This window comes from Enterobacter sp. ku-bf2, from assembly GCF_001742765.1.
GTDB classification, from domain to species: domain Bacteria; phylum Pseudomonadota; class Gammaproteobacteria; order Enterobacterales; family Enterobacteriaceae; genus Enterobacter; species Enterobacter quasiroggenkampii.
In genome coordinates, this window is the sequence record NZ_MDVW01000001.1 from 1785266 (window position 1) to 1809977 (window position 24712).

A 24712-nucleotide genomic window follows, 5' to 3' on the forward strand; every position below is an offset into this window, starting at 1 on the left:
CAAAATGTAGGCCGGGTAAGGCGAAGCCGCCACCCGGCAAAAACTCACCCCAAATACTCAATCACCGACAGCCCACCGTTATAGTCCGTGCTGTAGATAATTCCCTGCGCATCCACGAACACGTCACACGACTGGATCACCTGCGGGCGATTCGGACGGGTATCCATCATTTTCTCTGGTGCCGCAGGCACCAGCGCCCCCGTTTCAACCGGACGATACGGATTGGAAATGTCATACGCGCGCACGCCCGCATTCTGATACGTGGCAAAAATCAGCGTGGAGCTGACAAAGCTCCCCGGCCGGTTTTCGTGCAGGTTGTGCGGGCCGAAATGCGCCCCTTTCGCCACGTAGTCAGTTTCGTCCGGCTGTGGGAAGGTAGAGATGCTTACCGGGTTCGACGGCTCGCGGATATCAAACAGCCAGATGAGCTTCTCCCCGTCCTCCTGGTTGTCGAGCACCGCTTCATCCAGCACCACCAGCAGATCGCGGTCCGGCAGCGGCAGCGCGGTGTGCGTGCCGCCGCCAAACGGCGGACTCCAGTTACGGTGGCTAATGAGCTTAGGACGGGTACGATCCTTCACGTCCAGCAGCGTCAGGCCGCCGTCGCGCCAGCTGCCGTACGCGGTATCGCCGGCAATAATCGCATGGTGGAGCGCGTAGCGTTTCCCTTCCGGCCAGTTCGGCTGTTCGCCTTCGGCCTGGTTCATCCCCGGCAGCCACCAGCGCCCTGCCACCTCAGGCTTACGCGGGTCGGCCAGATCGATCGTCAGAAAGATGTAGTCGGTAAAACCGTCGATCAGCGCTGACACGTACGCCCAGCGGCCACCGACGTACCAGATGCGGTGAATGCCAATCCCGCTTAGCGACAGAAAGCCGATTTCGCGCGGTCTGTCCGGAGTGGAGATATCAAACACGCGCAGCCCGGCGCTCCAGCCTTTGTCCTGCACGTCGCGGACAGTCTCGCCCACCTGGCGGGTGTAGTAGACCTTCTCGTCGGCAAAGCGGGCATCGGCAAACAGATCCCGGGCGTTGATGACCAGCAGCAGGTCATCATGCGCCTGCAGATGTACGTTCCAGGTGCCGGGCGGCGCGGGCACGTAGCCCGCCGCTTTCGGGTTTTTCGGATCGCGCACGTCGACAATCGAAAAGCCCTGCGACACCATATGGCCGATATAAGCGAAACCGCGGTGCACCATCAGTTGCACGCCGTCCGGGCGACCGCCCTGATCGCTATGGCCAATCAGCCGCATGTTGCGGCTGTATTCGGGTTGAGGTAATGCAGACATAGTTGAGTCCTTTCGCCGGATGGCGGCTTCGCCTTATCCGACCTACAACACCGTAGGCCCGGTAAGCGAAGCGCCACCGGGCATTATTTTGACCTGGCTTCCAGCGTCGCAAACCACGGGGCGATAAAATCTTCCGTCTGGCCCCAGCCCGGAATGATTTTCCCCAGCGACGCCACGTTCACCGCGCCCGGCTGGGCGGTCAGCAGCGCCTGTGGAATAGCGGCCGCCTTAAAATCGTAGGTCGCAGGCGTGGCTTCCCCGGCAATCTTGTTCGCCACGAGACGCACGTTGGTCGCGCCAATCAGCTTCGGATCCACCGCCACGCTCACCTTCCACGGGCTGCCCGGCTCGCGCATCAGCTGCAGATCCTGGTTGGAGATGTCTATGCTGTAGAGTTTGATCTCGGTACGCCCGTTCTCTTTCAGCGCTTTGTACGCGCCCTGGCTGAAGGCGTCCCAGGTTCCCCAGATGGCGTCGATTTTACCTTTCGGGTACTTCGCCAGGATCGCACCCACCTTGTTGGCGGTGTCGCCCTGCACGTCAGAGGAGACCGCGCCGATAGACTCCAGCTCTTTGATGTCCGGGTACTGTTTTTGCAGCTCTTTATACGCCGCCTGACGACGCTCCATCGGTGGGAAGCCCGCTACCCACAGCTTGACGATATTGGCCTTGCCGTTGAAATCTTTCGCCAGTTGGCCGAAGGAGAGGTTCGTCAGGGAGGCATCGTCCTGCTGGGTGACGGTCACGCCCGGGATCTCGCCGTTAACCGCCGTATCAAATACCGCGACCTTAATCCCGGCATCCACCGCCTTTTTCACCAGCGCGGTGGAGTACGGATCGCGGCCCTGAGAAAGGATAATCCCGTCGTACTTCTGGCTGATGGCCTGGTTCACGAAGTCCTGGAATTTGGCGTCGTCCCCGTTGCTTAAAAAGGTGCTGACCTTAAAGCCAAGCTTCTTCCCTTCCTGAATGGCCCCGGCAATAAACTGCGTGGTGTTGTCGTCTGAGCCGAGGTTACGGATCACCGCGATGCGGATCGGGCCGTCATGGTTGGCAATGGCCGCAGGAAGCGGTGCGGGCGTGGCCGCGAAGCCAGGCAGAGCGGTGAATAACCCTAATGCCACCAAAGAGAGTGCAATCTTTTTCATTTTTTATCCCGTTGTGTTGTCAGCGTTTTTGTATGTACGTAATCGCCAGCGCTACCGCGAGCACCAGCCCTTTTATAATGTCCATGGCGTAATACGGCACGGAGAGCATCACCAGCCCGTTCGACAGCACGCCGAGAATAACCGCCCCCACCAGGGTCCCCAGCGCATTCGGCTTGCCGGACCCGGCCAGCGAGAAACCAATCCACGCCGCCGCCACCGCATCCATCAGGTAACCGCCGCCCGCGTTTACCTGCGACGAGCCAATGCGCGAGGCTAGCAAAATCCCGCCCAGGCCCGCCAGCAGGGAGGCAATCACGTAGGCCGCCACCTTGTAGCGGGTGGTGCGAATCCCTGAGAGGCGCGCCGCTTCCGGGTTACCGCCAATGGCGTACATCCGACGACCGTGAGTGGTGAGCGACAGCCCCAGCTGCGCCAGAACTGTCACCACCAGCATGATGATCACGATCGTCGGCACCTGCCCCAGCAGGCTGAACGTCGCCGGAATGGTGCCTTCCGCCATGTCACCGCTCGGCAGCACCATGTTCTCGGTAATCGACCCGCCGTAGCTGTAGGTCATCGCCACGCCCTGGATCACAAACAGGCTGGCCAGCGTCGCGAGCATGTCCGGAATGCGCAGGATGACGATCAGAAAGGCGTTAAACAGACCCACCAGCGTGCAGAGCGCGAGGGTGATCAGAATCGACTCGGTGGTGCCGAAGCCGTGCCAGACGAAAAGGGAAATCACCAGCGCGTTCGCCAGCGACGCGGTCGATCCTACGGAGAGATCGAACCCGCCGATGGTCAGCGATATCGACACGCCGATGGCTATCACCGTCACGATGGCAATCGAACGCAGAATATTGATGATGTTGTTTGGATCGAGGAAGCTGTCCGACGCCAGGCCAAAGACGGCCACCAGCGCGACGACGGTTAACAGCATGCCCCACTTGTAGAGAAAATCGAAAATCTGCTGACGGCCAGACGCCGTCGCGTTTACTGAAAGGGCCTTGCTCACGACGCCGTTCCTCCGGTTGAATAATAAAGTAGTGTCTCTTCACGGGCCTCGGCCCCGGCGATTTCCGCCACGATGCGCCCGTCCCACAGCACGCAGATGCGGTCGCACAGCCCGACCAGCTCGGCAAACTCGCCGGAGGCGTAAATCACCCCTTTGCCCTCACGCGCCAGGCCGTCGATCAACTGGAACAGATCGGTTTTGGCCTTCACGTCCACGCCTTTGGTCGGCTCGTCGAAGATCAGCACACTCGCGTCATTGCGCAGCCACTTGCCGATGGCGACCTTCTGCTGGTTGCCGCCGGACAAACGTCGCAAAACCTGTCCGGGACCGCGGGCGCGCACGCCGACGCGGGCGATCACCTCCTCCGCCCAGCGCCACGCCTGACGATGGCCGAACAGGCTCCAGCGCGAGAAGCTGTTATCGGCGCACACGGCAAGGTTCATGCTCACCGGCTCGTCGATAAAAATGCCCTCTTTACGCCGCTCTTCCGGCACCAGCGCCAGGCCGCGCAGCACCGAGTCCGCCGGATCGCGCGGCTGCCAGGGCTGTTGATTCAACTCACCGCGCGACACGCGGCTTTTGCTGGCGCCAAACAGCGCCTTACAGAGTTCGGTTTTGCCCGCGCCCGCCAGCCCGGCAATACCGAGAATTTCGCCCTTACGCAGGTGCAAGGAGATATCTTTCAGCAGCGCGTCGTCGTGCAGCCCTTCTACCCGCAGCAACGTTTCGTCGCCGTGCGGCGGCCGCGCGGGCGGGTAGATATCGCTCAGCACGTGGCCGAGCATCTTCTCGACGATCGCTTCGCCGCTGAGATTGGCCATCGGGCCGGACTCGATCAGCTTGCCGTCGCGCAGCACCGTCAGGGTGTCGCAGATGGCCTTCAGCTCGTGAATGCGGTGGGAGATAAACACCACGCCGATGCCCTGCTGCTTTAACCGTCTCACCACCGCAAACAGGCGCTCGCTCTCGTGCGCGTCCAGCGGCGCGGTGGGCTCATCAAGAATGAGAAAACGGCAGTGGTGTGACAGGGCGCGCGCCAGCAAAATCTGCTGCTTTTCGGCAAGCGTGCAGCTGTCGATGGAACGGCGGACGTCCAGCGTAACGTCAAGCTGCGCCAGCGCCTGTCTCGCCTGCTGGCGGACGGCGCGCCAGCGGAAGCGATGCCCCGGCTGCGCCAGCTGGTCGAGCATGATGTTCTCGGCGATGCTTAACCCCGGGATCAGCGCCACGTCCACTTCCTGCTGCACGAGGTGGATCCCCAGCCGTTTGGCATCGAGCGGCTCGCGGATGCTTACCGGCTGGTTATTAATGGAGATTTCGCCTTCATAGTGGTCGTGCGTCCCGCACAGCACCGCCATCAGCGTCGATTTCCCCGCGCCGTTGGCGCCGGTCAGCGCATGTACCGATCCGCCGGTTAAGGTGAAGTTCACGCGCGACAGCGCCTGAAAGCCGGAAAAGGCCAGGCTGATACCGCGCATCTCAAGGCGACTGGAAACCATCCGCGTAAATCCTTCATAACTCTTCTGATTTATCGAATTTTTCACAGCTCCGGTTGACTGACAACGACGGAAAAGGCATAAGTTAAAGCGAAATATTATTAGCCATCCGGATGTCCAGACATAACATCGGGTTAGCGCTTGCTAAAAAAGGACAACACCATGAGCAACACCGATATCCGCGTCGTGCCTGGCCCGGCGAACTACTTCTCCCATCCCGGAAGCCTTGCGCATCTGAATGACTTCTTTACCCAGGAGCAGCTTTCCCGCGCGGTGTGGATTTACGGCGAGCGCGCTATCGACGGCGCGCGCCCGTTCCTGCCGGAGAGCTTTCACGCGCCGGGGGCGAAACACCTGCTGTTTAAAGGCCACTGCAGCGAGCGCGACGTCATCCATCTGGTGAACGAATCCGGCAGTGACGCCAGCGTGGTGATTGGCGTCGGCGGCGGCGCGGTGCTGGATACCGTCAAGGCCGTGGCGCGTCGTCTGGGCGTGCCGTTCGTGGGTATCCCCACCATTGCCGCGACCTGCGCGGCATGGACCCCGCTCTCCGTCTGGTACAACGATGCCGGGCAGGCGCTGCATTTTGAGATCTTCGATGACGCCAACTTCCTGGTGCTGGTAGAGCCACAGATCATTCTCAACGCACCCGCGGAATACCTGCTGGCGGGTATCGGCGATACGCTGGCGAAGTGGTACGAAGCGGTAGTGCTTGCTCCGCAGCCTGAAAACCTGCCGCTGACCGTGCGGCTGGGCATCAACGGCGCGCTGGCGATCCGCGACGTGCTGCTGGAGCACAGTGAGGAAGCGCTGGCCGACCAGCAGCGCGGCGAACAGACGCAGATCTTTCGGGACGTGGTGGATGCAATAATCGCCGGCGGCGGGATGGTCGGCGGTCTGGGCGAGCGCTATACCCGCGTGGCGGCGGCGCATGCGGTGCACAACGGTTTAACCGTGCTGCCGCAGACGGAAAAATACCTCCACGGCACCAAGGTGGCCTACGGCATTCTGGTGCAGAGCGCCCTGCTCGGCCAGGACGACGTGCTGGCGCAGCTGGTCTCGGCGTACCGACGCTTTAACCTCCCGACCACGCTTCGCGCGCTGGAGGTCGATATTCACAACCGCGACGAGCTGGATAAGGTGATTGCCCACACTCTGCGTCCGGTGGAGTCAATTCATTATCTGCCGGTGACGTTAACGCCTGAGGTTCTGCGCGCGGCGTTTGAGAAGGTGGAATACTTCAGCCGTTAATCTCCCTGACCGTCTATACCTAATGATGATTCTTACCACTCTCGTAACGAGGTCATCATGCAGATCGATTTAACAGGTAAAAAGGCGCTGGTTACCGGTGCCAGCCGCGGGTTGGGTCGGGCTATTGCACTGTCGCTGGCGCGCGCCGGTGCGGATGTGATTATTACGTATGAAAAATCTGCCGATAAAGCCCAGGCGGTCGCTGAGGAGATTAAGGCGCTGGGACGACACAGCGAAGCTGTGCAGGCCGACAGCGCCAGCGCGCAGGCGATTCAGGATGCCGTCACCCATGCAGCACGTTCCCTTGGCGGGCTGGACATTCTGGTCAACAACGCGGGTATCGCGCGCGGCGGCCCGCTTGAGTCCATGACCCTGGCGGACATCGACGCGCTCATCAACGTCAACATTCGCGGCGTGGTGATCGCCATTCAGGAAGCGCTGGTGCACATGTCCGACGGCGGGCGCATTATCAACATCGGCAGCTGTCTGGCCAACCGCGTGGCGATGCCGGGTATTGCCGTTTACTCGATGACCAAGTCTGCCCTTAACTCCCTCACCCGCGGCCTGGCGCGCGATCTGGGCCCGCGCGGTATTACCGTTAACCTTGTCCACCCCGGCCCCACCAACAGCGATATGAACCCGGAAGACGGCGAACAAGCGGAAGCCCAGCGCCAGATGATCGCAGTCGGTCACTACGGCCAGCCGGAAGACATCGCGGCGGCGGTCACCTTCCTCGCCAGCCCGGCCGCCGGGCAGATCTCCGGCACAGGGCTGGATGTCGACGGCGGGTTGAACGCCTGATCGCATATTTCCTGCAAGCCTCTGTCGCCCGGCAGAGGCCTTCTCGAGGCGCCTCGACGGTTTGCGTTTTGCCTCTTACCTGTATTTTTTCTCCGCTCTACAGTACCCCATAAGAAATTCGGAATTTATCTAATAGTCTTATTATTTCCTTATATTTTGTGTGGGCGTACAGTGGAGGTACGGATGAAGATTGTCTGGTCCAATGGTGCAAAGAAGGCGTTTTCAAAGATTGACGAGCGGTATCAGCACCGCATTGAGGTAAAGCTTAATGAGCTGGATGACCGTTCAGCTCCCCGGCCCGATATCAAAAAAATATCGGCGACCGAAAATCATTTCCGGCTACGCGTTGGCGATTACCGCATCATCTATACGCTTCGGGACGATCCCGATAACCATTGTTATGTTTTAGCCGTCAAGCGCAGAACTTCAACGACTTACCTGCATGAGGAGAGTGCCACCTATGGCTGTACAGCTAATCAAGGACGATAACGGGAAAACGCAGTACGCCGTTATTCCCTATCACGAATATTTTCGTATGCTCTTACAGATGTCAGAAATTGACGACGAAACCGATGACGATCTGGAGGATATTGAGGTCGAACACGATAGTCTGGATGACGTGGAATTGCCCGGAGAAGTGTGCAGCATCATGACCTGGCAGAACGTCAGCCTGCAGGCCGCGTGGCGTATCCTGCGCGGGCTATCCCAGCAGGAGGTGGCGGAGAAACTCGGCATCAGCCAGTCCGCCGTGTCACAGCTGGAAGCGCTGGACTCCCGTCCGCAAAAGCGCACCCGTGAAAAGCTGGCAGCGATCTACGGCTGTAAGCAGGAGCAGATCAGCCTCTATCTTCCGAAAGAGGGTTAACAGCACTTCGCTCCGCCCTTGCCGCCGTAGCGGGCGTCCTGGCGGTCACGGAAAAACTCTTCGTAGGTCATTGGCGTCTGGTCCGGATGATTGACGCGCATATGCTCGACGTAGTTGTCGTAGTCCGGCACGCCAATCATCATTTTGGCGGCCTGGCCCAGGTACTTACCGGCTTTGGAAAGGGTGTCGAACATGATTCTGATCTCACAGGGAATGTAGGCCGGGTAAGGCGAAGCCGCTACCCGGCACAAAGGTTAGTGCGCCCCTTTCGCCTGGGTCACAATCTCTTCCAGGTTTTCAGGCATTGGCTCATACGGCGTCTCTTTCGCCGTTGGCGTGTCGACTTTCAATGCCGCCAGCGCGGTCTTGAGAGAATACAACGCCAGCACCACGACCACCACCATAAAGAAGATGGTCAGCCCGGCGTCCAGACGGTTGTTAAACACCAGCTGCGACAGCTGTGATTCGGTGTACTGTGCCGGGATCTTGCCGCTGTCGATCATCGCCTGGAACTTGTTGGCAATTGCCAGGAAGCCCACCTTATTATCCGGACTGAAGGCCTTCTGCCAGCCCGCCGTCAGGGTACAGATCAGCAGCCACGCGGTAGGCACCAGCGCCACCCACGCATAGCGCTGGCGCTTCATCTTGAACAGCACCACCGCGCAGAGCATCAGCGCCATGCCCGCCAGCATCTGGTTGGCGATACCGAACAGCGGCCACAGGGTGTTAATCCCGCCCAGCGGATCGACCACGCCCTGATGCAGGAAATAGCCCCACGCCAGCACGCACAACGCCGTCGCCAGCAGGTTAGCCGGGAGCGAGTCGGTCCGCTTCAGGTTCGGGGAGATGACGCCCAGCAGATCCTGCAGCATAAAGCGCGCCGCACGGGTTCCCGCATCCACCGCCGTCAGGATAAACAGCGCTTCAAACAGAATGGCGAAGTGATACCAGAACGACACGTCCATCAGCCCGCCCAGCGCGCCGTGGAGAATATACGCCATGCCCACCGCCAGCGTCGGCGCCCCGCCCGCGCGGGAGATAATGGACTGCTCGCCCACTTCGCTGGCGATGCTCGTCAACGTATCAGGGGTAATCGCGAAGCCCCAGCCGCTCACCACCTGCGCGGCAGATGCCACCACGTCAACGGTACCGGCCGGAGCCAGGACCGCCATCGGGCTGTTCATCGCGAAGTAGACGCCCGGATCGATAATGCAGGCGGAGACCAGCGCCATGATGGCCACGAAGGACTCCATCAGCATGCCGCCGTAGCCAATCAGGCAGGCCTGATTTTCATTCGCCAGCATCTTCGGCGTCGTCCCGGAGGCGATCAGCGCGTGGAAGCCCGACACCGCACCGCAGGCAATGGTAATAAACAGGAACGGGAACAGGTTGCCGGTCCAGACCGGGCCGGTGCCGTCGATAAATTTGGTTAATGCCGGCATGGTCAGGGTCGGGCGCATAATCAGAATGCCGATTGCCAGCCCGACGATGGTGCCGATTTTCAGGAACGTTGAAAGGTAGTCGCGCGGGGCCAGCAGCAGCCACACCGGCAGCACCGCCGCCACAAAGCCGTAGCCCACCAGCATCCAGGTCAGCTGTACACCGGTAAAGTCGAAGAACGGTGCCCAGGTCGGGCTTTCCGCCACCCAGCCGCCGGAGATAATGGCGAACACGAGCAACACCAGACCAATCACCGACACTTCACCAATGCGGCCCGGACGCAGGTAGCGGATGTAGATCCCCATGAACAGCGCCAGCGGAATGGTAAAGGCTACGGTATACGTTCCCCACGGGCTGTGGGTCAACGCTTTCACTACGATCATCGCCAGCACCGCGAGGATGATCACCATGATCATAAAGGTCGCCACCAGCGCAATCACCCCGGCCGTGGCCCCCATCTCCTCTTTCACCAGCTCACCCAGCGAACGCCCGTCGCGGCGGGTGGAGACGAACAGCACCATAAAGTCCTGCACCGCCCCCGCCAGCACCACCCCGGCGAGGATCCAGATCATCCCCGGCAGGTAGCCCATTTGCGCCGCCAGCACCGGGCCCACCAGCGGGCCTGCCCCGGCGATCGCCGCAAAATGGTGACCGAACAGCACTTTCTTGTCGGTCGGCACGTAGTCCAGACCGTCGTTATGGCGGACGGCAGGCGTCATGCGGGTGCTATCGACCGCCAGAACATTTTTAGCGATATAGCGACCATAAAAACGATAGGCGATCAGGTAAACGCAGACCGAGGCAACGACGATCCAGAGCGCGTTGATCTGCTCCCCCCGGTTGAGGGCGATGTAGCCCAGGGCAAAGGCTCCCACAACGGAGAGCCCTGCCCATGTAAGGTATTTCCCTGAGTTGTTCATAGTTGTTGTCCGTTGTTGTGAAACAGTGAGATGTTACATTTTGTTTCTAGAACAACCGGAAAAATTTAACAACTTTGAAACGCAATAATGCGTGGTCAAACCAGAGATTTACACCACAGTGTTAAGCCGATCACTTTGATCTGCCTGGGCTAGCCCAGCACCATCGTACTCAACCGGCAGGTACAGCACCGCCGCCCCTGCTCGTCGAAAACCCCTATCTCCCAGCTCTGGCTCGAACGCCCAAGATGCAGCGGCTGACACACGCCGCGAACCGTGCCGTGGGATACCGCCCGATGATGCGTGGCGTTCAGCTCCGTTCCCACCACGCTCTGCCCGTCGCGGGTCATCAGAAATCCGGCCATTGAGCCGAGCGTTTCCGCCAGCGCCGCCGAGGCCCCGCCGTGGAGCAGGCCAAACGGCTGATGGGTACGCGCATCCACCGGCATCTCCGCTTCCAGCGTGTCGTCCCCGAGGCGGGTATAGACGATGCCCAGGTTCGCCACCAGGGTATTCACGCTGGTGGCGTTCAGTTCCTCAAGCGATAAATGACGTTTCCAGATCATTTACGCCCCCAGCGTGGAGCCGCCGTCCACCACGATATCCTGCAGGGTGATATGGCTGGCGGCATCGGAGGCAAGGAATATCACGGTCGCAGCTATCTCCTGAGGACGGGCAATTTTGCCCAGCGGAATACCGAGTTTAAACTGCTCGCCGAAGCCGCGAATGCGCTGCTGCTCCGCATCGTCGCCTTTCCACAGGGTGCGCTGCATATCGGTGTCCGTTGAGCCCGGCGACACCAGATTGCAGCGCACGCCGCTGCCTGCCAGCTCCAGCCCGACGGTCAGGGCCAGGCTTTTCAGCGCCGCTTTCGATGCGCCATAGGCGCTCATGCCGATGCGCGGCGCGTGCGCCGCGTCGGACGCCACGGTAACAATCGCCCCGCCCTGCTGACGGCGGAACTGCCCCATGGTCTGCTGGAACAGATTGAATGCACCGCCAACGTTGACCGCAAAGGTGTCCTGCCAGTCCTTCTGCGAGAGCTGGTCCGTCGCCCCCATGCGCAGAATGCCCGCCGCGTTAACCAGCACGTCCAGCCGTTCGAGCGAAGCCAGCACGCGCCCGCACACCTCATGCACCTGCGCGGCATCCGCCACGTCCAGCGTTTCGGTGGTAAACGGATAGTGATCCTGCGGGAAGGCCAAATCGAACCCGGTCACCTGCGCGCCGGCTTCGGCAAATGCCAGTGCGGTCGCGTAGCCAATCCCCTTCCCCGCGCCCGTCACCCAGACGGTTTTACCGGTGAAATCCCATCCCATCACTTCACCTCGCGGGAAAGCAGCGCCCACCAGGCGGCGAGGGTCGGATTTTTCGCCAGCATCACGAAGTCGATATCGCCGTGTACTTTGCGCCAGCGGGCGGCCAGCGCCATCATGCGCACTGAATCCAGGCCGTAGTCGATCAGGTTTTCGTCATCCATCGGCTCGTCGGAATCATCCAGCAGCGGCAGAATAAGCTCGCGCAGCGCGGTCTTCGAGGCCGGAACGGACGGCAGCAGTTCGTCCGTCATTACCACGCGGCCCGAGCGTCCGGCCACATAGTTCAGCGACATCAGGTGCTCATCACGGGTGAAATCCGCCAGCGCGTCGGCAATGAAGAACGGCTTAATGTCGCGCATAAAGGCATCGGTAGCGGTGGTCATGCAGCCGATGTGGGCGTACACGCCGGTAATCAGCAACTGGTTGCGGCCCGTCTCTTTCAACATCTGCTCCAGCGGCGAGCGGTGGAACGCGCTGTAGCGCCACTTCACCAGCACCGTGTCCGCTTCGTCCGGCGCCAGCTCGGCGACGATGCGCTGCTGCTCCGGCGAACGGGTCAGGCCCGGGCCCCACATGTCGTTCAACAGGGCGCGATCGTCGTCGCTCTGCTCTTTTGGCTGCGCGGTGTAGTACACCGGGATATTGTGTTCTTTGCACCAGGCGCGCAGTTTGGCGATGTTCGCCACCACCTGCTGCATCATCTCGCTGTTTTCGCCCCAGAAGTTCAGGAAATACTCCTGCATATCGTGGATCAGCAGCGCCGCGCGCTCGGGCTCAAACGCCCAGTTCACCTTGCTGGTCGGCAAGTCTGCGGCGGTCGGCAGCGCGTAAGCGGTTAATTTTGGAATGGCCATATTCTTTTCCTCAGCCCCGGGCGCGTTCAGCAAGCCACAGGCGCAACTGTTTCTTATCGACTTTGCCGACCGGCGTCAGCGGGAGCGCATCCACGCTCTCCACGCGGTCCGGCAGCTTGAATTCGGCGACGCCCTGCTCGCGCAGGAAGCGACGCACCTCGACCGCGCGCAGGGGCTGTTTCACCACCAGATACGCGCAGCTCTTCTCACCCAGCAGGCTATCCTCCATGCTCACCAGCGCGGCGTGGATCACCGACTCATGGCGCAGCAGCAGGTTCTCGATCTCTTCGGCAGCAATCTTCTCGCCGCCGCGGTTGATCTGATCTTTCTCACGCCCCTGCACGGTGATGTAGCCCTGCTCGTCAATGGCGATCAGATCCCCGGAACAGTAAAAGCCGTCGGCGTCGAAGGCGCTGGCGTTGTGTTCCGGGCTGTTGAAATAGCCGCGGAAGGTGTACGGGCCGCGCGTCATCAGGCGCCCGACTTCCCCGCACGGCAGCGGGTTGCCGTGCTCGTCCGCCACCCACACTTCGTCGTCCGGACACATCGGTCGGCCCTGGGTGTTGATGATGCGTTCCGGCGCGTCGTCGAGCGCGGTGTAGTTCACCAGCCCTTCTGCCATGCCGAACACCTGCTGCAGCTGGCAGCCAATCTCCAGCGGAATGCGCGCCGCGAGCGTGGAAGAGAGCCGTGCGCCGCCCACCTGGAGCAGCTTCAGCGACGCAAGCTGGGTGTTGCCCGCGCCGTCGGCAATCGCCTGCAGCCAGAGGCTGACCGCCGGCGGGACCAGCGAGGTGACGTTAATCTGATGCTGTTCGATCAGCGGGAAGCAGAGCGTGGCGCTCGGATCGTTCGCCAGCACCACGCAGCCGCCCGCGGTAAAGACGCCTAACGACCCCGGCGAGCTCATGGCGTAGTTGTGCGCCGCGGGCAGCGCGTTCAGATACCGGGTATGCGCAGTGATACCGCAGATCTCGTTGCTGCGGCGAATGCTGTAGTCGTAGTCGTTGTGTGTCCGCGGGATCAGCTTCGGCGTGCCGGTGCTGCCGCCGGAGAGCTGGAAGAACGCCACTTCGTCGGCGGGCGTCGGGTTAGGGATAAAATTGTCCGCCGGACGCGTAATCGCCGCGTCCAGGGCATATTCACCCTTATCGCCGCGCAGGAGCACGACGCGCACCGAGCGATGCTCATCCACAAAGGCATGAAGAAAATCATCGCCCGCAAACAGCGCATGGTCGCGATCGGCGATCAGCACGGCGGGGTTGATCTGCGCCGCGTAGGCGTTCAGCTCGCTGCGCTGGTGGCTAAAGAGCGCGTTGACCGGCGCGACGCCAATTTGCAGCAACGCGAAGAAGGTCATGTAGAACTCGGCCACGTTGCCAAGCTGCACCAGCGCCGTCTCGCCACGCTGCAGCCCACGCGCCTGAAGGGCTGAGGCCAGGTTGTTTACGGCCTGATTCAGCGCGCGGTAGGTAATGTGGCGATCGCCATCGATAATCGCCACCGCATCGCTGTCCGCCCGATCCGTCAGGATGTGGGTCAACGGCAGATCCTGCCAGTAGCCTTTTTCACGGTAGCGGCGGGCAAATGCCTCAGGCCAGCGGGTAAAGGGAATGGTCATGAGTCTTCCTTAGTGCAAACCAAACACGTTGAGCATGGTAGAGAGCTTCACGCCCGTCTCGCGCCACTCGCCCACCGGGGAGGAGGCAGGCACAATGCCCGCACCGGCAAACAGGCGAACGGTATTTTCACGAAGACGTGCGCAGCGGATGGTCACCACCCACTCGCCGTTGCCTTCGCTGTCGCACCAGCCAACGATGCCGCCAAACAGCTCGCGGTCGAACGGCTCCAGCTCGGCAATCAGCTCTTTCGCCGCCTGATGCGGGAAGCCGCTCAGCGCCGGGGTCGGGTGCAGCAGGCAGGCCAGGGTCAGGGCGTTCTCGTTTTCACGCGCCTCGCCTTCCACCGGCGTCGCCAGATGCCACAGCGTCGGCGTGGTAATCAACTGAGGAGAATCAGGCATGCTGAGATGGTGGCTGCGCGGTGCCAGAATGGCCCTCATCGCCTGGGTGACCAGGTCGTGCTCGTGACGGTCCTTTTCGGAGGCCAGCAGCTTATTGCCCGCTTCGCGATCCAGCACATCGTCCGGCTGACGGCGCGCGGAGCCTGCCAACGGCAGCGAGCTAAAGTGCGCCCCCTCTTTGCGCAGCAGCAGCTCCGGGCTGGCGCCCAGCAGCACGCCGCCGTCTTCCAGCGGCACGTGGAAGTTGAAGCTCGCCGGGTTCTGGGCGATCAGGCGCTCCATCAGGGCACCGCTGTCCATGCGTTTGTCGGTTGCGATATCAATCAGGCGTGACAGCACCACCTTGTTCACCTGCGGCGTGGCGGTCAGCGACGCGGCGCGAGCGACCATCTCTTCGAAGACGGGCTGCGGCGGGATCTCGGTGCGTTGTGCCACCTTCAGCGCCTGCGCGCCGGAAAAATAGCGTGCGGACTGCTGACGTGCGGGACGGGAAAAGGTCTCCCAGCGTTGCGGAATAAACAGCGACGAAGGCTTGCGGGTGTCGAACGGGATCGCCCCCACCATCACCGGGTGAGCAATACCGCTGGCTTTTGCCGTGCGGAAGGCCTGGGCTAATTTTTGCTGGAAGCGACCCGCCGGATCGTCACCGCCGACGGCGGGTTCACTGAAGCGGGCAAAGCAGCCGGACGTGGTAAAGCTGCGGTAAGGCGACATAAAGAAAAAACGGTCTGATTCCAGCGTGGTTGCGGCGTGCTGAACTTCCTCAGCCAGGGACGTATCCATATCATCCTCCTCAAAATGATAAAAGAAGCAATAATGATTATCATTTATATTTTCGTCGGCTAACCTAATCCCACATCGCTTCGCTGTCAACCGTCGGGCAAATAACTTGTGCGACAAAAGCTTGCATCCCGGTGCGGTAACTATGAAAATGAGAAGCATTATCTTCAACGAAAACAGGATCCCGCGCTGTGAAATTCCCTGCCGTTTTCCGTAATCCCCTGCTTTTATTCGTGCTTTTTGTTTTAGGACTTACCTCAGCCGCTGCCGCCGACTGGCCGCGTCAGGTGACTGACAGCCGCGGGGTACATACCCTTGAGCACAAACCGACGCGCATTGTCTCCACCAGCGTGACCTTAACCGGCTCCCTACTGGCCATTGACGCACCGGTCGTCGCCAGCGGCGCGACCACGCCAAACAACCGCGTGGCGGATGGACAGGGCTTCCTGCGCCAGTGGGGCGATATCGCGAAGCAGCGCAAGGTAGCGCGGCTGTACATTGGCGAGCCGAGCGCAGAAGCGGTGGCCGCGCAAATGCCGGACCTGATTTTGATCAGCGCCACCGGCGGGGATTCCGCGCTAGCGCTGTACGATCAGCTTTCCACCATTGCGCCGACGCTTATCATCAACTACGACGACAAGAGCTGGCAGGCGCTGCTGACTCAGCTGGGCGCGATCGCCGGACACGAAAAGCAGGCCGCCGGGCGCATAGCCGCGTTTGATACACAGCTCGCGCAGGTGAAACAGCAAATGACGCTGCCGCCCCAGCCGGTGAACGCCATCGTCTACACCGCCGCCGCGCATTCCGCCAACCTGTGGACCGCCGAATCGGCGCAGGGCAAGCTGCTGCACCAGCTGGGCTTTACGCTGGCGGACCTGTCTGCCGGGTTGCAGACCTCAACAAGCCAGGGCAAGCGCCACGACATTATCCAGCTGGGCGGCGAAAACCTGGCGACGGGACTGAACGGCGAAGGGCTGTTTGTGTTTGCCGGCGACCAGAAAGACGTGGCGGCGATTTACGCTAACCCGCTGCTGGCGCACCTGCCGTCGGTGAAAAACAAGCGCGTGTGGGCGTTAGGAACCGAGACGTTCCGCCTGGATTATTACAGCGCGATGTTGGTGTTGCAGCGTTTAGAGGCAATTTTCGGGTAATGCATGCGCCCGGTGGCGCTTCGCTTACCGGGCCTACGGGTGCAAAATGTAGGCCGGGTAAGGCGCAGCCGCCACCCGGCAAATCACACAGGGGCACTCTCCTGCCTGAACCGCCGCAATTCCACCAGCGCCACTAACAAAATCACGCCAACCATCGCTAACACAAACCCGCTGCTGCTCGCCGACGCCACCGGGCTCATTATCGCCCCCAGCCCGCCGAGGATCGCCGCACCGATGGCATCGCCCGTGACGTTCTGCGCGGTCCACAGGCCGTTGATGCGCCCGAGCATCCCTTCCGGCGTCTGGGTCTGGATCAGGGTGTACTGCAAGAGCGAGCTGATGGCGCTCAGCCAGCCAAAGATCACCAGACACATCACCCCGAGCGCCCAGACCGGCATCAGGCTAAAGAAGCCAATGGCGATAAACGAGGCCAGCGTGGCAAGCAGCATAATCAACCCCGGTCGCGCGCTCTGCGCCAGGTTGCCGCTGGTCAGCGCCCCGCAGGCCGCGCCGAGCGGAATCGCGGCGTACAGCAGGCCAATCTCCGAGGCGCTCATCCGCCACTCTCCCGCTAACGCCGGATACAGCACGCGCACGGCGCTCGCCATGGTCAGCAGGCCACCAAGCAGCGCAATGCCGCCAATCAGCGGGTTACTGAACAGAAAACGAATAGCGGCCATCAGTGATGTCAGCGGATGCTCGCGCGGCTGCGGCGGAGGTGGCAGCAGCGGCAGGCGCAGCAGCGTCAGCGTGGTGATAAACGTCCCCGCCGCCGCCAGGCCGTAGTTCCACGCCACGTTGCCGGTCGCCAGCAGCAGGCCGCCGACCATCGGTGAAATCACCGAGCCGAGGCGCACGGTGAGCATGGTGATCGCCCCCGCCTGCATCAGATTTTCTCGCCCGACCAGCGCGGGCGTCGCCGCCAGCAGCGCTGTCACGCCTAAGGAGGCAAAGAAACCGTCCCACAGCCCGAGGGCATATATGGCCATCAGCGACGGCTCCGGCAGCATGGCGTTCAGACACAGCCCGATAAAGCCCACGCCGCAGGTGCCGCGTGCCAGCAGGATCAGCTTTTTACGCTCGTAGCGGTCCGCCAGCACGCCGCCGACCATCAGACCGATAAACATCGCCCCGCCGGTTAACGTCACCGATAACCCCACCAGCCAGCTGGAGTGCGTCATCGTCTGGATTTGTACCGGCACGGCCACGCCGAGCAGGCCGAGGGATAAAATGGAGATAAAGCGGGCAATAAACACGGCGCGATACGCCGGGTGCGTTTTGAGCAGGCTGAGGTTGAGCAGCCAGGATTTTTGATTCATGACAAAGCCTTGAGTGTAATTCTACCCATTCCATGGGCGCACATGCTAACATAGCCAAATAAGATAGATAACGATAATCACTATCATTATCAAATCATGGATGTTGCTATGTCGTTTTCCTCTTCTTCGGTGCGCGCCATTGCCGTGCCCGTTTTATTGTTGCTATTGAGCCTGGCGATTGCACTCAGCCTGCTGGTCGGCGCCAAGCCGCTGCCCGCCTCCGTTATCGTTGATGCGCTCTCCGGCACTTGTCAGAGCGCCGACTGCGTCATCGTGCTCGACGCCCGCCTGCCCCGCACCCTTGCCGGACTGCTGGCCGGCGGCGCGCTCGGCCTTGCCGGTGCGTTGATGCAAACCCTTACCCGTAACCCGCTGGCGGACCCCGGCATTCTCGGCGTGAACTCCGGTGCCAGCTTTGCCATCGTACTCGGCGCGGCGCTGTTCGGCTTCACCTCTCCGTCTGAGCAACTGGTAATGGCCTTCTGCGGCGCGCTGGCCGCCTCGCTGGTGGTGGCGTTTACCGGCAGCCAGGGTGGCGGACAGCTGAGCCCGGTACGCCTGACGCTGGCGGGCGTGGCGCTTGCCGCGGTGCTGGAAGGCTTGTCCAACGGCATCGCCCTGCTCAACCCGGACGTTTACGACCAGCTACGCTTCTGGCAGGCCGGTTCGCTGGATATCCGCACTCTTGAAACCCTGAAAGTGGTGGCGATCCCGGTGATGATTGCCGCTGCCGTGGCGCTGTTTTTAAGCCGGGCGCTGAACAGCCTGAGCCTCGGCAGCGACACCGCCACCGCCCTCGGCAACCGCGTGGCGCGCACGCAACTGACGGGCCTGCTGGCCATCACCGTACTGTGCGGCAGCGCGACCGCCGTGGTCGGCCCGATTGCCTTTATCGGCCTGATGATGCCCCATATGGCGCGCTGGCTGGTGGGGGCGGATCACCGCTGGTCCCTGCCGGTCACGCTGCTGGCGACCCCTGCCCTGCTGCTGTTTGCCGACGTGCTGGGCCGCCTGCTGGTTCCCGGCGAGCTGCGCGTCTCGGTGGTCAGCGCCTTTATCGGTGCGCCGGTACTGATCTTCCTGGTACGACGTAGACGCGGAGGTAGCGCATGATGGCCCCGTCCCGGCGTTTAGTCGCCTGCGTCTCCCTGCTGGTTATCGCCATTCTGCTGCTGGCAACGTTGAGCCTGCGCAGCGGCGCGGTGACGCTCGATTTCACCCAGGTGTTTAACGCCCTCACCGGCAGCGCGCCGCGCAATATCACCCTGGTTGTCACCGAATGGCGACTGCCGCGCGTGGCGATGGCCATTCTGGTGGGCGCGGCGCTCGGCGTCAGCGGTGCGATTTTCCAGTCGCTGATGCGCAACCCACTCGGCAGCCCGGACGTGATGGGCCTCAATACCGGGGCCTGGAGCGGCGTGCTGGTGGCGATGGTACTGTTCGGCCAGCACCTGACGGCCATCACCTTTACGGCGATGGCGGGCGGCATTCTGACGTCGCTGGTTATCTGGCTGTTGGCCTGGCGCAACGGCATCGACACCTTCCGGCTGATCATTATCGGTATCGGCATCCGTGCGATGCTGATGGCCTTCAATACCTGGCTGCTGCTGCAGGCCTCGCTGGAAACGGCGCTTTCCGCCGGGCTGTGGTACGCGGGCTCCCTCAACGGCCTGACGTGGGGCAAAACCTGGCCCGCGGCACCGCTGATTGTGCTGATGTTTATCGGCGCGCTGCTGCTGGTACGACGCATGCGGCTGCTGGAAATGGGCGACGACAGCGCCTGCGCGCTGGGCGTGGGCGTTGAGCGCTCGCGCCTGATGCTGATGCTGGTCGCCGTACTGCTGACCGCCGCCTCCACCGCCATCGCCGGGCCGATCTCGTTTATCGCCCTCGTGGCGCCGCATATCGCGCGACGTCTTAGCGGAACGGCGCGTTGGGGATTAACTCAGGCGGCGCTGTGCGGCGCGCTGCTGCTGCTGGCCGCCGATCTCTGCGCCCAGCGGCTGTTTATGCCTTACCAGCTTCCGGTGGGCGTGGTGACCGTCAGCCTCGGCGGCATTTACCTTATCGTCTTGCTCGTTCAGGAGTCTCGCAAGAAATGACAGATTCAACCACCCGCTTGCGCGGCGAAAATCTCACTCTCGGCTACGGCAAAAAAATCGTTGCCCGTGATTTATCCGTCGCCATTCCGGACGGCCACTTCACGGCGATTATCGGCCCGAACGGCTGCGGGAAATCGACCCTGCTGCGCACCCTGAGCCGCCTGATGACGCCGGTTGCGGGGAGCGTGCTTCTCGACGGCGAGCAGATCCAGCGCTTCGCCAGCAAAGAGGTGGCCAGGCGCATCGGGCTGCTGGCGCAAAACGCCACCACGCCGGGGGACATCACGGTTCAGGAGCTGGTCTCGCGCGGGCGCTATCCGCACCAGCCGCTGTTTACCCGCTGGCGTAAAGAGGACGACGAGGCGGTGAACCGCGCGATGCAGGCGACGGGCATTACCGATCTCGCTCAGCAAAGCGTGGATACCCTTTCCGGCGGACAGCGTCAGCGCGCGTGGATCGCGATGGTGCTGGCGCAGGAAACTTCCATCATGCTGCTGGACGAGCCGACAACGTGGCTGGATATCAGCCACCAGATTGACCTGCTGGAGCTGCTGAGCGAGCTGAACCGCACGCAGGGGTACACCCTGGCGGCGGTACTGCACGATTTAAACCAGGCGTGCCGCTATGCCACGCACCTGATTGCCTTGCGAGACGGGGAGATTGTGGCGCAGGGCGCGCCGAGGGAGATTGTTACGCCGGAGCTGATCGCGCGGATCTACGGCCTGCGATGCATGATAATCGACGATCCGGTAGCGGGAACGCCGCTGGTGGTGCCGTTAGGTCGACGGTAATTGCCGGGTGGCGGCTACGCCTTACCCGGCCTACACTCGGCTCCCGTAGGACGGGTAAGGCGTAGCCGCCACCCGGCGCTTATGACGTTACCCCAAAATATTCTTCAACACCGGCCCTATCTTCTCAAACGCCTGCGGTGAAATGATATCCACGTGGGCGCAATCCTGGCTGTACACCTCAAGCTCCGACACCCACGGCGCCCAGGCCGCCTGCGGATCCATGGTTCGCGTGCGCTCGGCGACAAACAGCGTCGCTTTGCCGTCAAAGCGCGCGCTGTGTGCCGTGGTGAGCAGCCGCACCGCGTCGGTGTAGTTGCCTTCAATCGCGTTAAACAGCTCGCTGGAGCCCTGCCCCTGCTGGGCGGCGATAAACGCCTGACGTTCCCGCTCGATCTCTGCCAGCACCGCCGGGTCGAGGCCGTTAGCCTCTTTTTCCGCCCAGTTCTGGGTTTCCGGCGGCCAGGTATCCAGCAGGCCGAGGAATGAAACCGCTTCACCCTGCTCGCGCAGGCGGGCCGCAATCCCCTGCGCCAGCGTGCCGCCGAGGGAATAACCGAACAGGTAATACGGCCCCTGCGGCTGCTGCTTACGTAACGTAAACAGGTGGCGCTCAATCACCCCATCCAGATCCGCACACTGCTGCATCGGCCCGTCCGGGCGCGGCGACTGAATGCCGACGATTGACCAGCGCGGGCTGAGGTAGCGCGCCAGCACGCTAAACTGCCAGGCGAAGCCGGACGCCGGATGGAAGCAGAACAGCGTCGGGCCGTCGCCCTCACGCAGCGGCAGAAGCGTTTCATACCCCAGACGCTGCGCCTGCTCGTCACTCATCTGCGAGTCCAGCAGGGCGCTAAGCTTGCTGACCGTCGAGGCGACCATAATCTGCCCCGGCGTGACCTTGCGGTTGAACGCACGGCTGAGCTGCGCCGCCAGACGCATAGCCAGCAGCGAGTGGCCGCCGAGGGCAAAGAAATCCGCCTCAATGTCGTTGATCTCGCAGCCCAGCAGCGCGGCAAACGCCTGCGCGACGGCGATTTCGGTTTCGCTTTCCGGGGCCCGTCCGGACGTTTTACCGGTCAGTTCCGGCAGCGGCAGCGCCTTGCGATCAAGCTTGCCGTTGGCGCTCAGCGGCAGCGCGCTGATTTGCAGCAGCACCACCGGCACCATATGCGGCGGCAGCTGGGCTTTGAGCGATTCCAGCAGCGCGTCGCGGTCCAGCGGTAAGCCGGATTCAGAAACCACGTACCCCACCAGCTGGCGGGCATCGCCGCCCGTTGCCGCCGCCTGGTTGAAGACGCAGGCGTGCGCCACGGCCTGGGCCACGTCCGGCAGCGACAGCATCGCCCGGTCGATTTCACCCAGCTCGATGCGCTGGCCGCGAATTTTAAGCTGGTCGTCGCTGCGGCCCAGATATTCCACCGCGCCGTTATCCAGCCAGCGGGCAACGTCTCCGGTGCGGTACATCCGCTCGCCCGGTGCAACCGGGTCGGCGATAAAGCGGCTGGCGGTGAGATCGGGGCGTCCCAGATACCCCTGCGCCAGCTGAATGCCGGTGAGGTAGAGATCGCCCGCCACGCCGAACGGCACCGGGCGCATCATCGCATCCAGAATGCGCAGCCCCGTGTTCCACACCGGGAAGCCGATCGGCACGCTGTTGCCTTCCACCGCCGCCAGCTCAGGCCCAAACGCCGGATACCAGCTGACGTCCACCGCCGCTTCCGTCGGGCCATAAAGATTGTGCAGCGGCACGCGGGTCAGCTGTTCCCACTCGCGGCACAGCGCCGTCGGCAGCGCTTCGCCGCTGCAGAACACCTGCTTCAGCGTTTTGCAGCAGGCGACGTTTTCCGGCGTCAGCGAGGCAACAAACGCCGCCAGCATCGACGGCACGAAGTGGGTAGTGGTCACGCCATAGTGGGCGAAGAAACTTTGCATCGCCTGCGGATCGCGGTGCGCGTCCGGCTCGGCCATCACCAGCTTCGCCCCGGCGATAAACGGCCACCAGAACTCCCACACCGACACGTCAAAGCTGCACGGCGTTTTCTGCGCCACTACGTCAAACGCCGTCAGTGGATAATGATCCTGCATCCACTTCAGGCGGTTAACGATGGCGGTATGGCCGACCATGACCCCTTTTGGACGCCCGGTCGAGCCGGAGGTAAAGATGATGTACGCCGTCTGCTCCGGCTTCGCCAGCCGCAGCGGCTCAGCACCCGCGGTCGGTAATAGTGTGTTGTAACTAAACGTCTCGACGGAGAGATCGCTAAAGCGCGGAAGCTGTTCGTCAGTGGTAATGAGCAGGGACGGCTTCGCGTCCTCGAGCATCATCCGCAGGCGATCGTCCGGGTAGCCGGTGTCGAGCGGTAGCCACGCGGCGCCCGCCTCCACAATGCCGTGCAAGGCTAACGTCAGGAATACCGAGCGCGGCAGGGCCACCGCCACGCTGTCGCCCGGCTTCACGCCGCGCGCGCGCAGCAGGTTTGCCAGCGCGACGACCTGCTCGCGCATCTGGCGATAACTGAGTTCAACGTGCGCATCCGCCAGCGCCGGGGCGTCCGGCGTTTTGCTCGCCTGTTCCGCCACCAGATCCGCGAGCGTGCTGGACGGCAGCGCCAGTCCGGTATCGTTGATGCGCGCGAGCTTAGCGTATTCCTGCTCTGAAACGGTTTCCACCTCGCCGCAGCGCAGGTCCGGGTTGGCCGCAAATTGCCTCAGCATCGCGTTCAGGCGCGCGACGTGACGCGTCAGCATCGCCTCGTCGTAGCGCTGTTTATTGGCGAGGATCTCAATGCTCGACCCGCCCTGCTCGTCCGGGAACAGCGCCAGCTCCAGATCGTTCACCGGGCCGGTCGCCAGCGTGTGGGTGATGGCCTCCACGCCGTCGATATCCAGCTGGTAGTCGAACACTTTCACGTTCAGCACCGGGCCGAACAGCGCTTCATCGCCCGCCGCTTTCCCACTGTCGCGCACGATCTGCTCGGCGTCGTAGCGCTGGTGGCGGCGCATTTTTTTCAGCTGGTTCGCCAGGCGCAGCGCCAGCGAGGGCAGGCTCTCCTGCGGATCGATATTGACCGCCAGCGGCAGGACGTTAAGCACCGGCCCGGTCGCGGTCAGGGCTGCGGACCCCATCCTTCGCATAAAGATAAACCCGGCGGCGTAGTCCAGCCGTCCGGTGAGGCGCCCCAGCCACAGCGCCACCAGCGCAAGGGCCAGGTCGGTGCGCTGTACCTTTTCTGCCGCCTGCGCAAGCTGGCTAAAAGCACGACCATCGGCGGCGATTTTCAGGCGCAGGATATCCGTTGTCGCGGCGCGACCCGGCAGCGGCGCGGAGGAGAGCGAGACCGGAGAAGGCAGCTGTTTGCGCTGCTCGGCCCAGAACGCGCCGTCGCGCGGGTACGCCTCGCTGTCGCGATAGCGCTGGTACTCGTCCACCACCTCTGCAAATGGGGTAAACGGGGATTCCGGCGTGGGGTCGCCCTTTTTCCACGCGGCATAAATTGCGGCGATCTGGCGGGTAATGGCCGGGAAGCTGAAGCCATCCACTACCAGATGATGATAGCGCTGATACCAGTACCAGTGGTTGTCACCGACCTGAATCAGCTGGTGAAACGCCAGCGGCCGACCGCTGTCGACGCGCAGGTTCTGGTTAAGATCGGAATCCATCAGCGCCACGGCGGCGGCGTGAGAATCAACGCGGACAACGGACGGTTCCGGCAGAATGAAGGTCTCATCCACCCACTGCCACACCTCACCGTTTTCTTCTGCAAAACGCATGCGCAGGGTATCGGCCTGCAGCATGCCTTCCGCAATGGCTTTAACCAGCAGTGGCGCATCGATATCGCCTTTCAGCTCGGTGTAGTGCGCCACGCTCCAGGCGTTTGGCAGCATGGACAGCTGTTCCGCCATCCAGATCCCCGGCTGGGCGGCGACGAGAGGAAGACGGTTCATGCGTTCTCCCTCACAAAGTAAGACGGCTCAAGCGTTTGCCAGTGCCCGGCAAGCCACTGCTGGCACGCCTCCTGCGACTGTGCTTCGCACACCACGCGCCACCCTGCCGGCAGTTCACACTGCTGCGGCCACAGACTGTACTGCCCCTGGTCGTTTTGCAAAATGGCGAACTGTCCCTGCGGATTATCGAAAGGATTGCTGAATTCCAT

22 protein-coding genes are annotated in these 24712 nt (G+C 62.2%); 8 read left to right on the plus strand and 14 right to left on the minus strand.

Annotated elements, in window-relative coordinates:
• Positions 1-44: 44 nt before the first annotated feature.
• The 4 genes from BFG58_RS08540 to BFG58_RS08555 form a co-directional block, all read right to left on the minus strand.
• Positions 45-1286, minus strand: a complete 1242-nt coding sequence (locus BFG58_RS08540; RefSeq protein ID WP_069719617.1) for an LVIVD repeat-containing protein — start codon at positions 1284-1286, stop codon at positions 45-47.
• A gap of 83 nt (positions 1287-1369) precedes the next feature.
• A complete protein-coding gene (locus tag BFG58_RS08545) occupies positions 1370-2434 on the minus strand; it encodes a sugar ABC transporter substrate-binding protein (RefSeq protein ID WP_039265942.1) in 1065 nt (354 codons plus the stop codon).
• 19 nt (positions 2435-2453) lie between these two features.
• Entirely contained in the window at positions 2454-3449 is a 996-nt protein-coding gene (locus BFG58_RS08550; RefSeq protein WP_045909610.1) for an ABC transporter permease, read from the minus strand.
• A complete protein-coding gene (locus tag BFG58_RS08555; protein ID WP_063621119.1) occupies positions 3446-4948 on the minus strand; it encodes a sugar ABC transporter ATP-binding protein in 1503 nt (500 codons plus the stop codon). Before BFG58_RS08555 ends, BFG58_RS08550 begins: the two co-directional genes overlap by 4 nt.
• Before the next feature lie 159 nt (positions 4949-5107).
• On the opposite strand from BFG58_RS08555, the gene BFG58_RS08560 reads away from it, so the two are divergent.
• The 4 genes from BFG58_RS08560 (at position 5108) to BFG58_RS08575 (ending at position 7862) form a co-directional block, all read left to right on the plus strand.
• Positions 5108-6196: an oxidoreductase gene (locus BFG58_RS08560; protein ID WP_063621117.1), complete on the plus strand. Its 1089-nt coding sequence runs from the start codon at positions 5108-5110 to the stop codon at positions 6194-6196.
• Between the two features lie 57 nt (positions 6197-6253).
• Positions 6254-6997: an SDR family NAD(P)-dependent oxidoreductase gene (locus BFG58_RS08565; protein ID WP_045909613.1), complete on the plus strand. Its 744-nt coding sequence runs from the start codon at positions 6254-6256 to the stop codon at positions 6995-6997.
• A gap of 183 nt (positions 6998-7180) precedes the next feature.
• Positions 7181-7486 carry a type II toxin-antitoxin system RelE/ParE family toxin gene (locus BFG58_RS08570; RefSeq protein ID WP_045909614.1) on the plus strand — a complete coding sequence of 102 codons (306 nt, stop codon included), beginning with the start codon at positions 7181-7183 and terminating at the stop codon, positions 7484-7486.
• A complete protein-coding gene (locus tag BFG58_RS08575) occupies positions 7458-7862 on the plus strand; it encodes a helix-turn-helix domain-containing protein (protein ID WP_045909615.1) in 405 nt (134 codons plus the stop codon). The genes BFG58_RS08570 and BFG58_RS08575 overlap by 29 nt, the downstream gene beginning before the upstream one ends.
• On the opposite strand, the gene BFG58_RS08580 is transcribed toward BFG58_RS08575, so the two are convergent.
• The 7 genes from BFG58_RS08580 to entC form a co-directional block, all read right to left on the minus strand.
• Entirely contained in the window at positions 7859-8056 is a 198-nt protein-coding gene (locus tag BFG58_RS08580) for a YbdD/YjiX family protein (RefSeq protein ID WP_006809671.1), read from the minus strand. The genes BFG58_RS08575 and BFG58_RS08580 overlap by 4 nt on opposite strands.
• A gap of 60 nt (positions 8057-8116) precedes the next feature.
• The gene (gene cstA, locus BFG58_RS08585; RefSeq protein ID WP_045909616.1) at positions 8117-10222 is read right to left on the minus strand and encodes a pyruvate/proton symporter CstA; all 2106 of its coding nucleotides are present in this window, start codon (positions 10220-10222) and stop codon (positions 8117-8119) included.
• A gap of 149 nt (positions 10223-10371) precedes the next feature.
• On the minus strand, positions 10372-10785 hold the full coding sequence (gene entH / locus BFG58_RS08590) for a proofreading thioesterase EntH (protein ID WP_047745870.1): 414 nt from the start codon (positions 10783-10785) through the stop codon (positions 10372-10374).
• Entirely contained in the window at positions 10786-11538 is a 753-nt protein-coding gene (gene entA, locus BFG58_RS08595) for a 2,3-dihydro-2,3-dihydroxybenzoate dehydrogenase EntA (protein WP_074180310.1), read from the minus strand. It abuts the gene before it with no gap.
• Entirely contained in the window at positions 11538-12392 is an 855-nt protein-coding gene (locus tag BFG58_RS08600; RefSeq protein WP_063621113.1) for an isochorismatase, read from the minus strand. The genes entA and BFG58_RS08600 overlap by 1 nt, the downstream gene beginning before the upstream one ends.
• Before the next feature lie 10 nt (positions 12393-12402).
• Entirely contained in the window at positions 12403-14013 is a 1611-nt protein-coding gene (entE, locus tag BFG58_RS08605; protein ID WP_063621111.1) for a (2,3-dihydroxybenzoyl)adenylate synthase EntE, read from the minus strand.
• A 9-nt stretch (positions 14014-14022) separates the two neighbouring features.
• The gene (entC, locus tag BFG58_RS08610) at positions 14023-15198 is read right to left on the minus strand and encodes an isochorismate synthase EntC (RefSeq protein ID WP_063621109.1); all 1176 of its coding nucleotides are present in this window, start codon (positions 15196-15198) and stop codon (positions 14023-14025) included.
• 188 nt (positions 15199-15386) lie between these two features.
• Between entC and fepB the strand changes: the two genes are divergently transcribed.
• The gene (gene fepB / locus BFG58_RS08615) at positions 15387-16346 is read left to right on the plus strand and encodes a Fe2+-enterobactin ABC transporter substrate-binding protein (RefSeq protein ID WP_069719618.1); all 960 of its coding nucleotides are present in this window, start codon (positions 15387-15389) and stop codon (positions 16344-16346) included.
• An 83-nt stretch (positions 16347-16429) separates the two neighbouring features.
• On the opposite strand, the gene entS is transcribed toward fepB, so the two are convergent.
• Entirely contained in the window at positions 16430-17665 is a 1236-nt protein-coding gene (gene entS / locus BFG58_RS08620; RefSeq protein ID WP_063621105.1) for an enterobactin transporter EntS, read from the minus strand.
• Between the two features lie 108 nt (positions 17666-17773).
• Here entS and fepD point away from each other — a divergent pair, with 108 nt between their 5' ends.
• From fepD to fepC, 3 genes are read left to right on the plus strand one after another with little or no spacing between them, the layout of a single operon-like run.
• Entirely contained in the window at positions 17774-18778 is a 1005-nt protein-coding gene (gene fepD / locus BFG58_RS08625) for a Fe(3+)-siderophore ABC transporter permease (RefSeq protein WP_069719619.1), read from the plus strand.
• Positions 18775-19767: an iron-enterobactin ABC transporter permease gene (fepG, locus tag BFG58_RS08630; protein WP_069719620.1), complete on the plus strand. Its 993-nt coding sequence runs from the start codon at positions 18775-18777 to the stop codon at positions 19765-19767. The genes fepD and fepG overlap by 4 nt, the downstream gene beginning before the upstream one ends.
• Positions 19764-20558 (plus strand): iron-enterobactin ABC transporter ATP-binding protein, encoded by a 795-nt coding sequence (gene fepC / locus BFG58_RS08635; protein ID WP_069719621.1) that lies wholly within the window; start codon positions 19764-19766, stop codon positions 20556-20558. Before fepG ends, fepC begins: the two co-directional genes overlap by 4 nt.
• Positions 20559-20645: 87 nt before the next feature.
• Here fepC and entF read toward each other — a convergent pair whose 3' ends face one another.
• Complete coding sequence (gene entF, locus BFG58_RS08640; RefSeq protein ID WP_069719622.1) at positions 20646-24503, minus strand: enterobactin non-ribosomal peptide synthetase EntF; 3858 nt, start codon at positions 24501-24503, stop codon at positions 20646-20648.
• On the minus strand, positions 24500-24712 hold the full coding sequence (locus BFG58_RS08645; RefSeq protein ID WP_069719623.1) for an MbtH family NRPS accessory protein: 213 nt from the start codon (positions 24710-24712) through the stop codon (positions 24500-24502). The genes entF and BFG58_RS08645 overlap by 4 nt, the downstream gene beginning before the upstream one ends.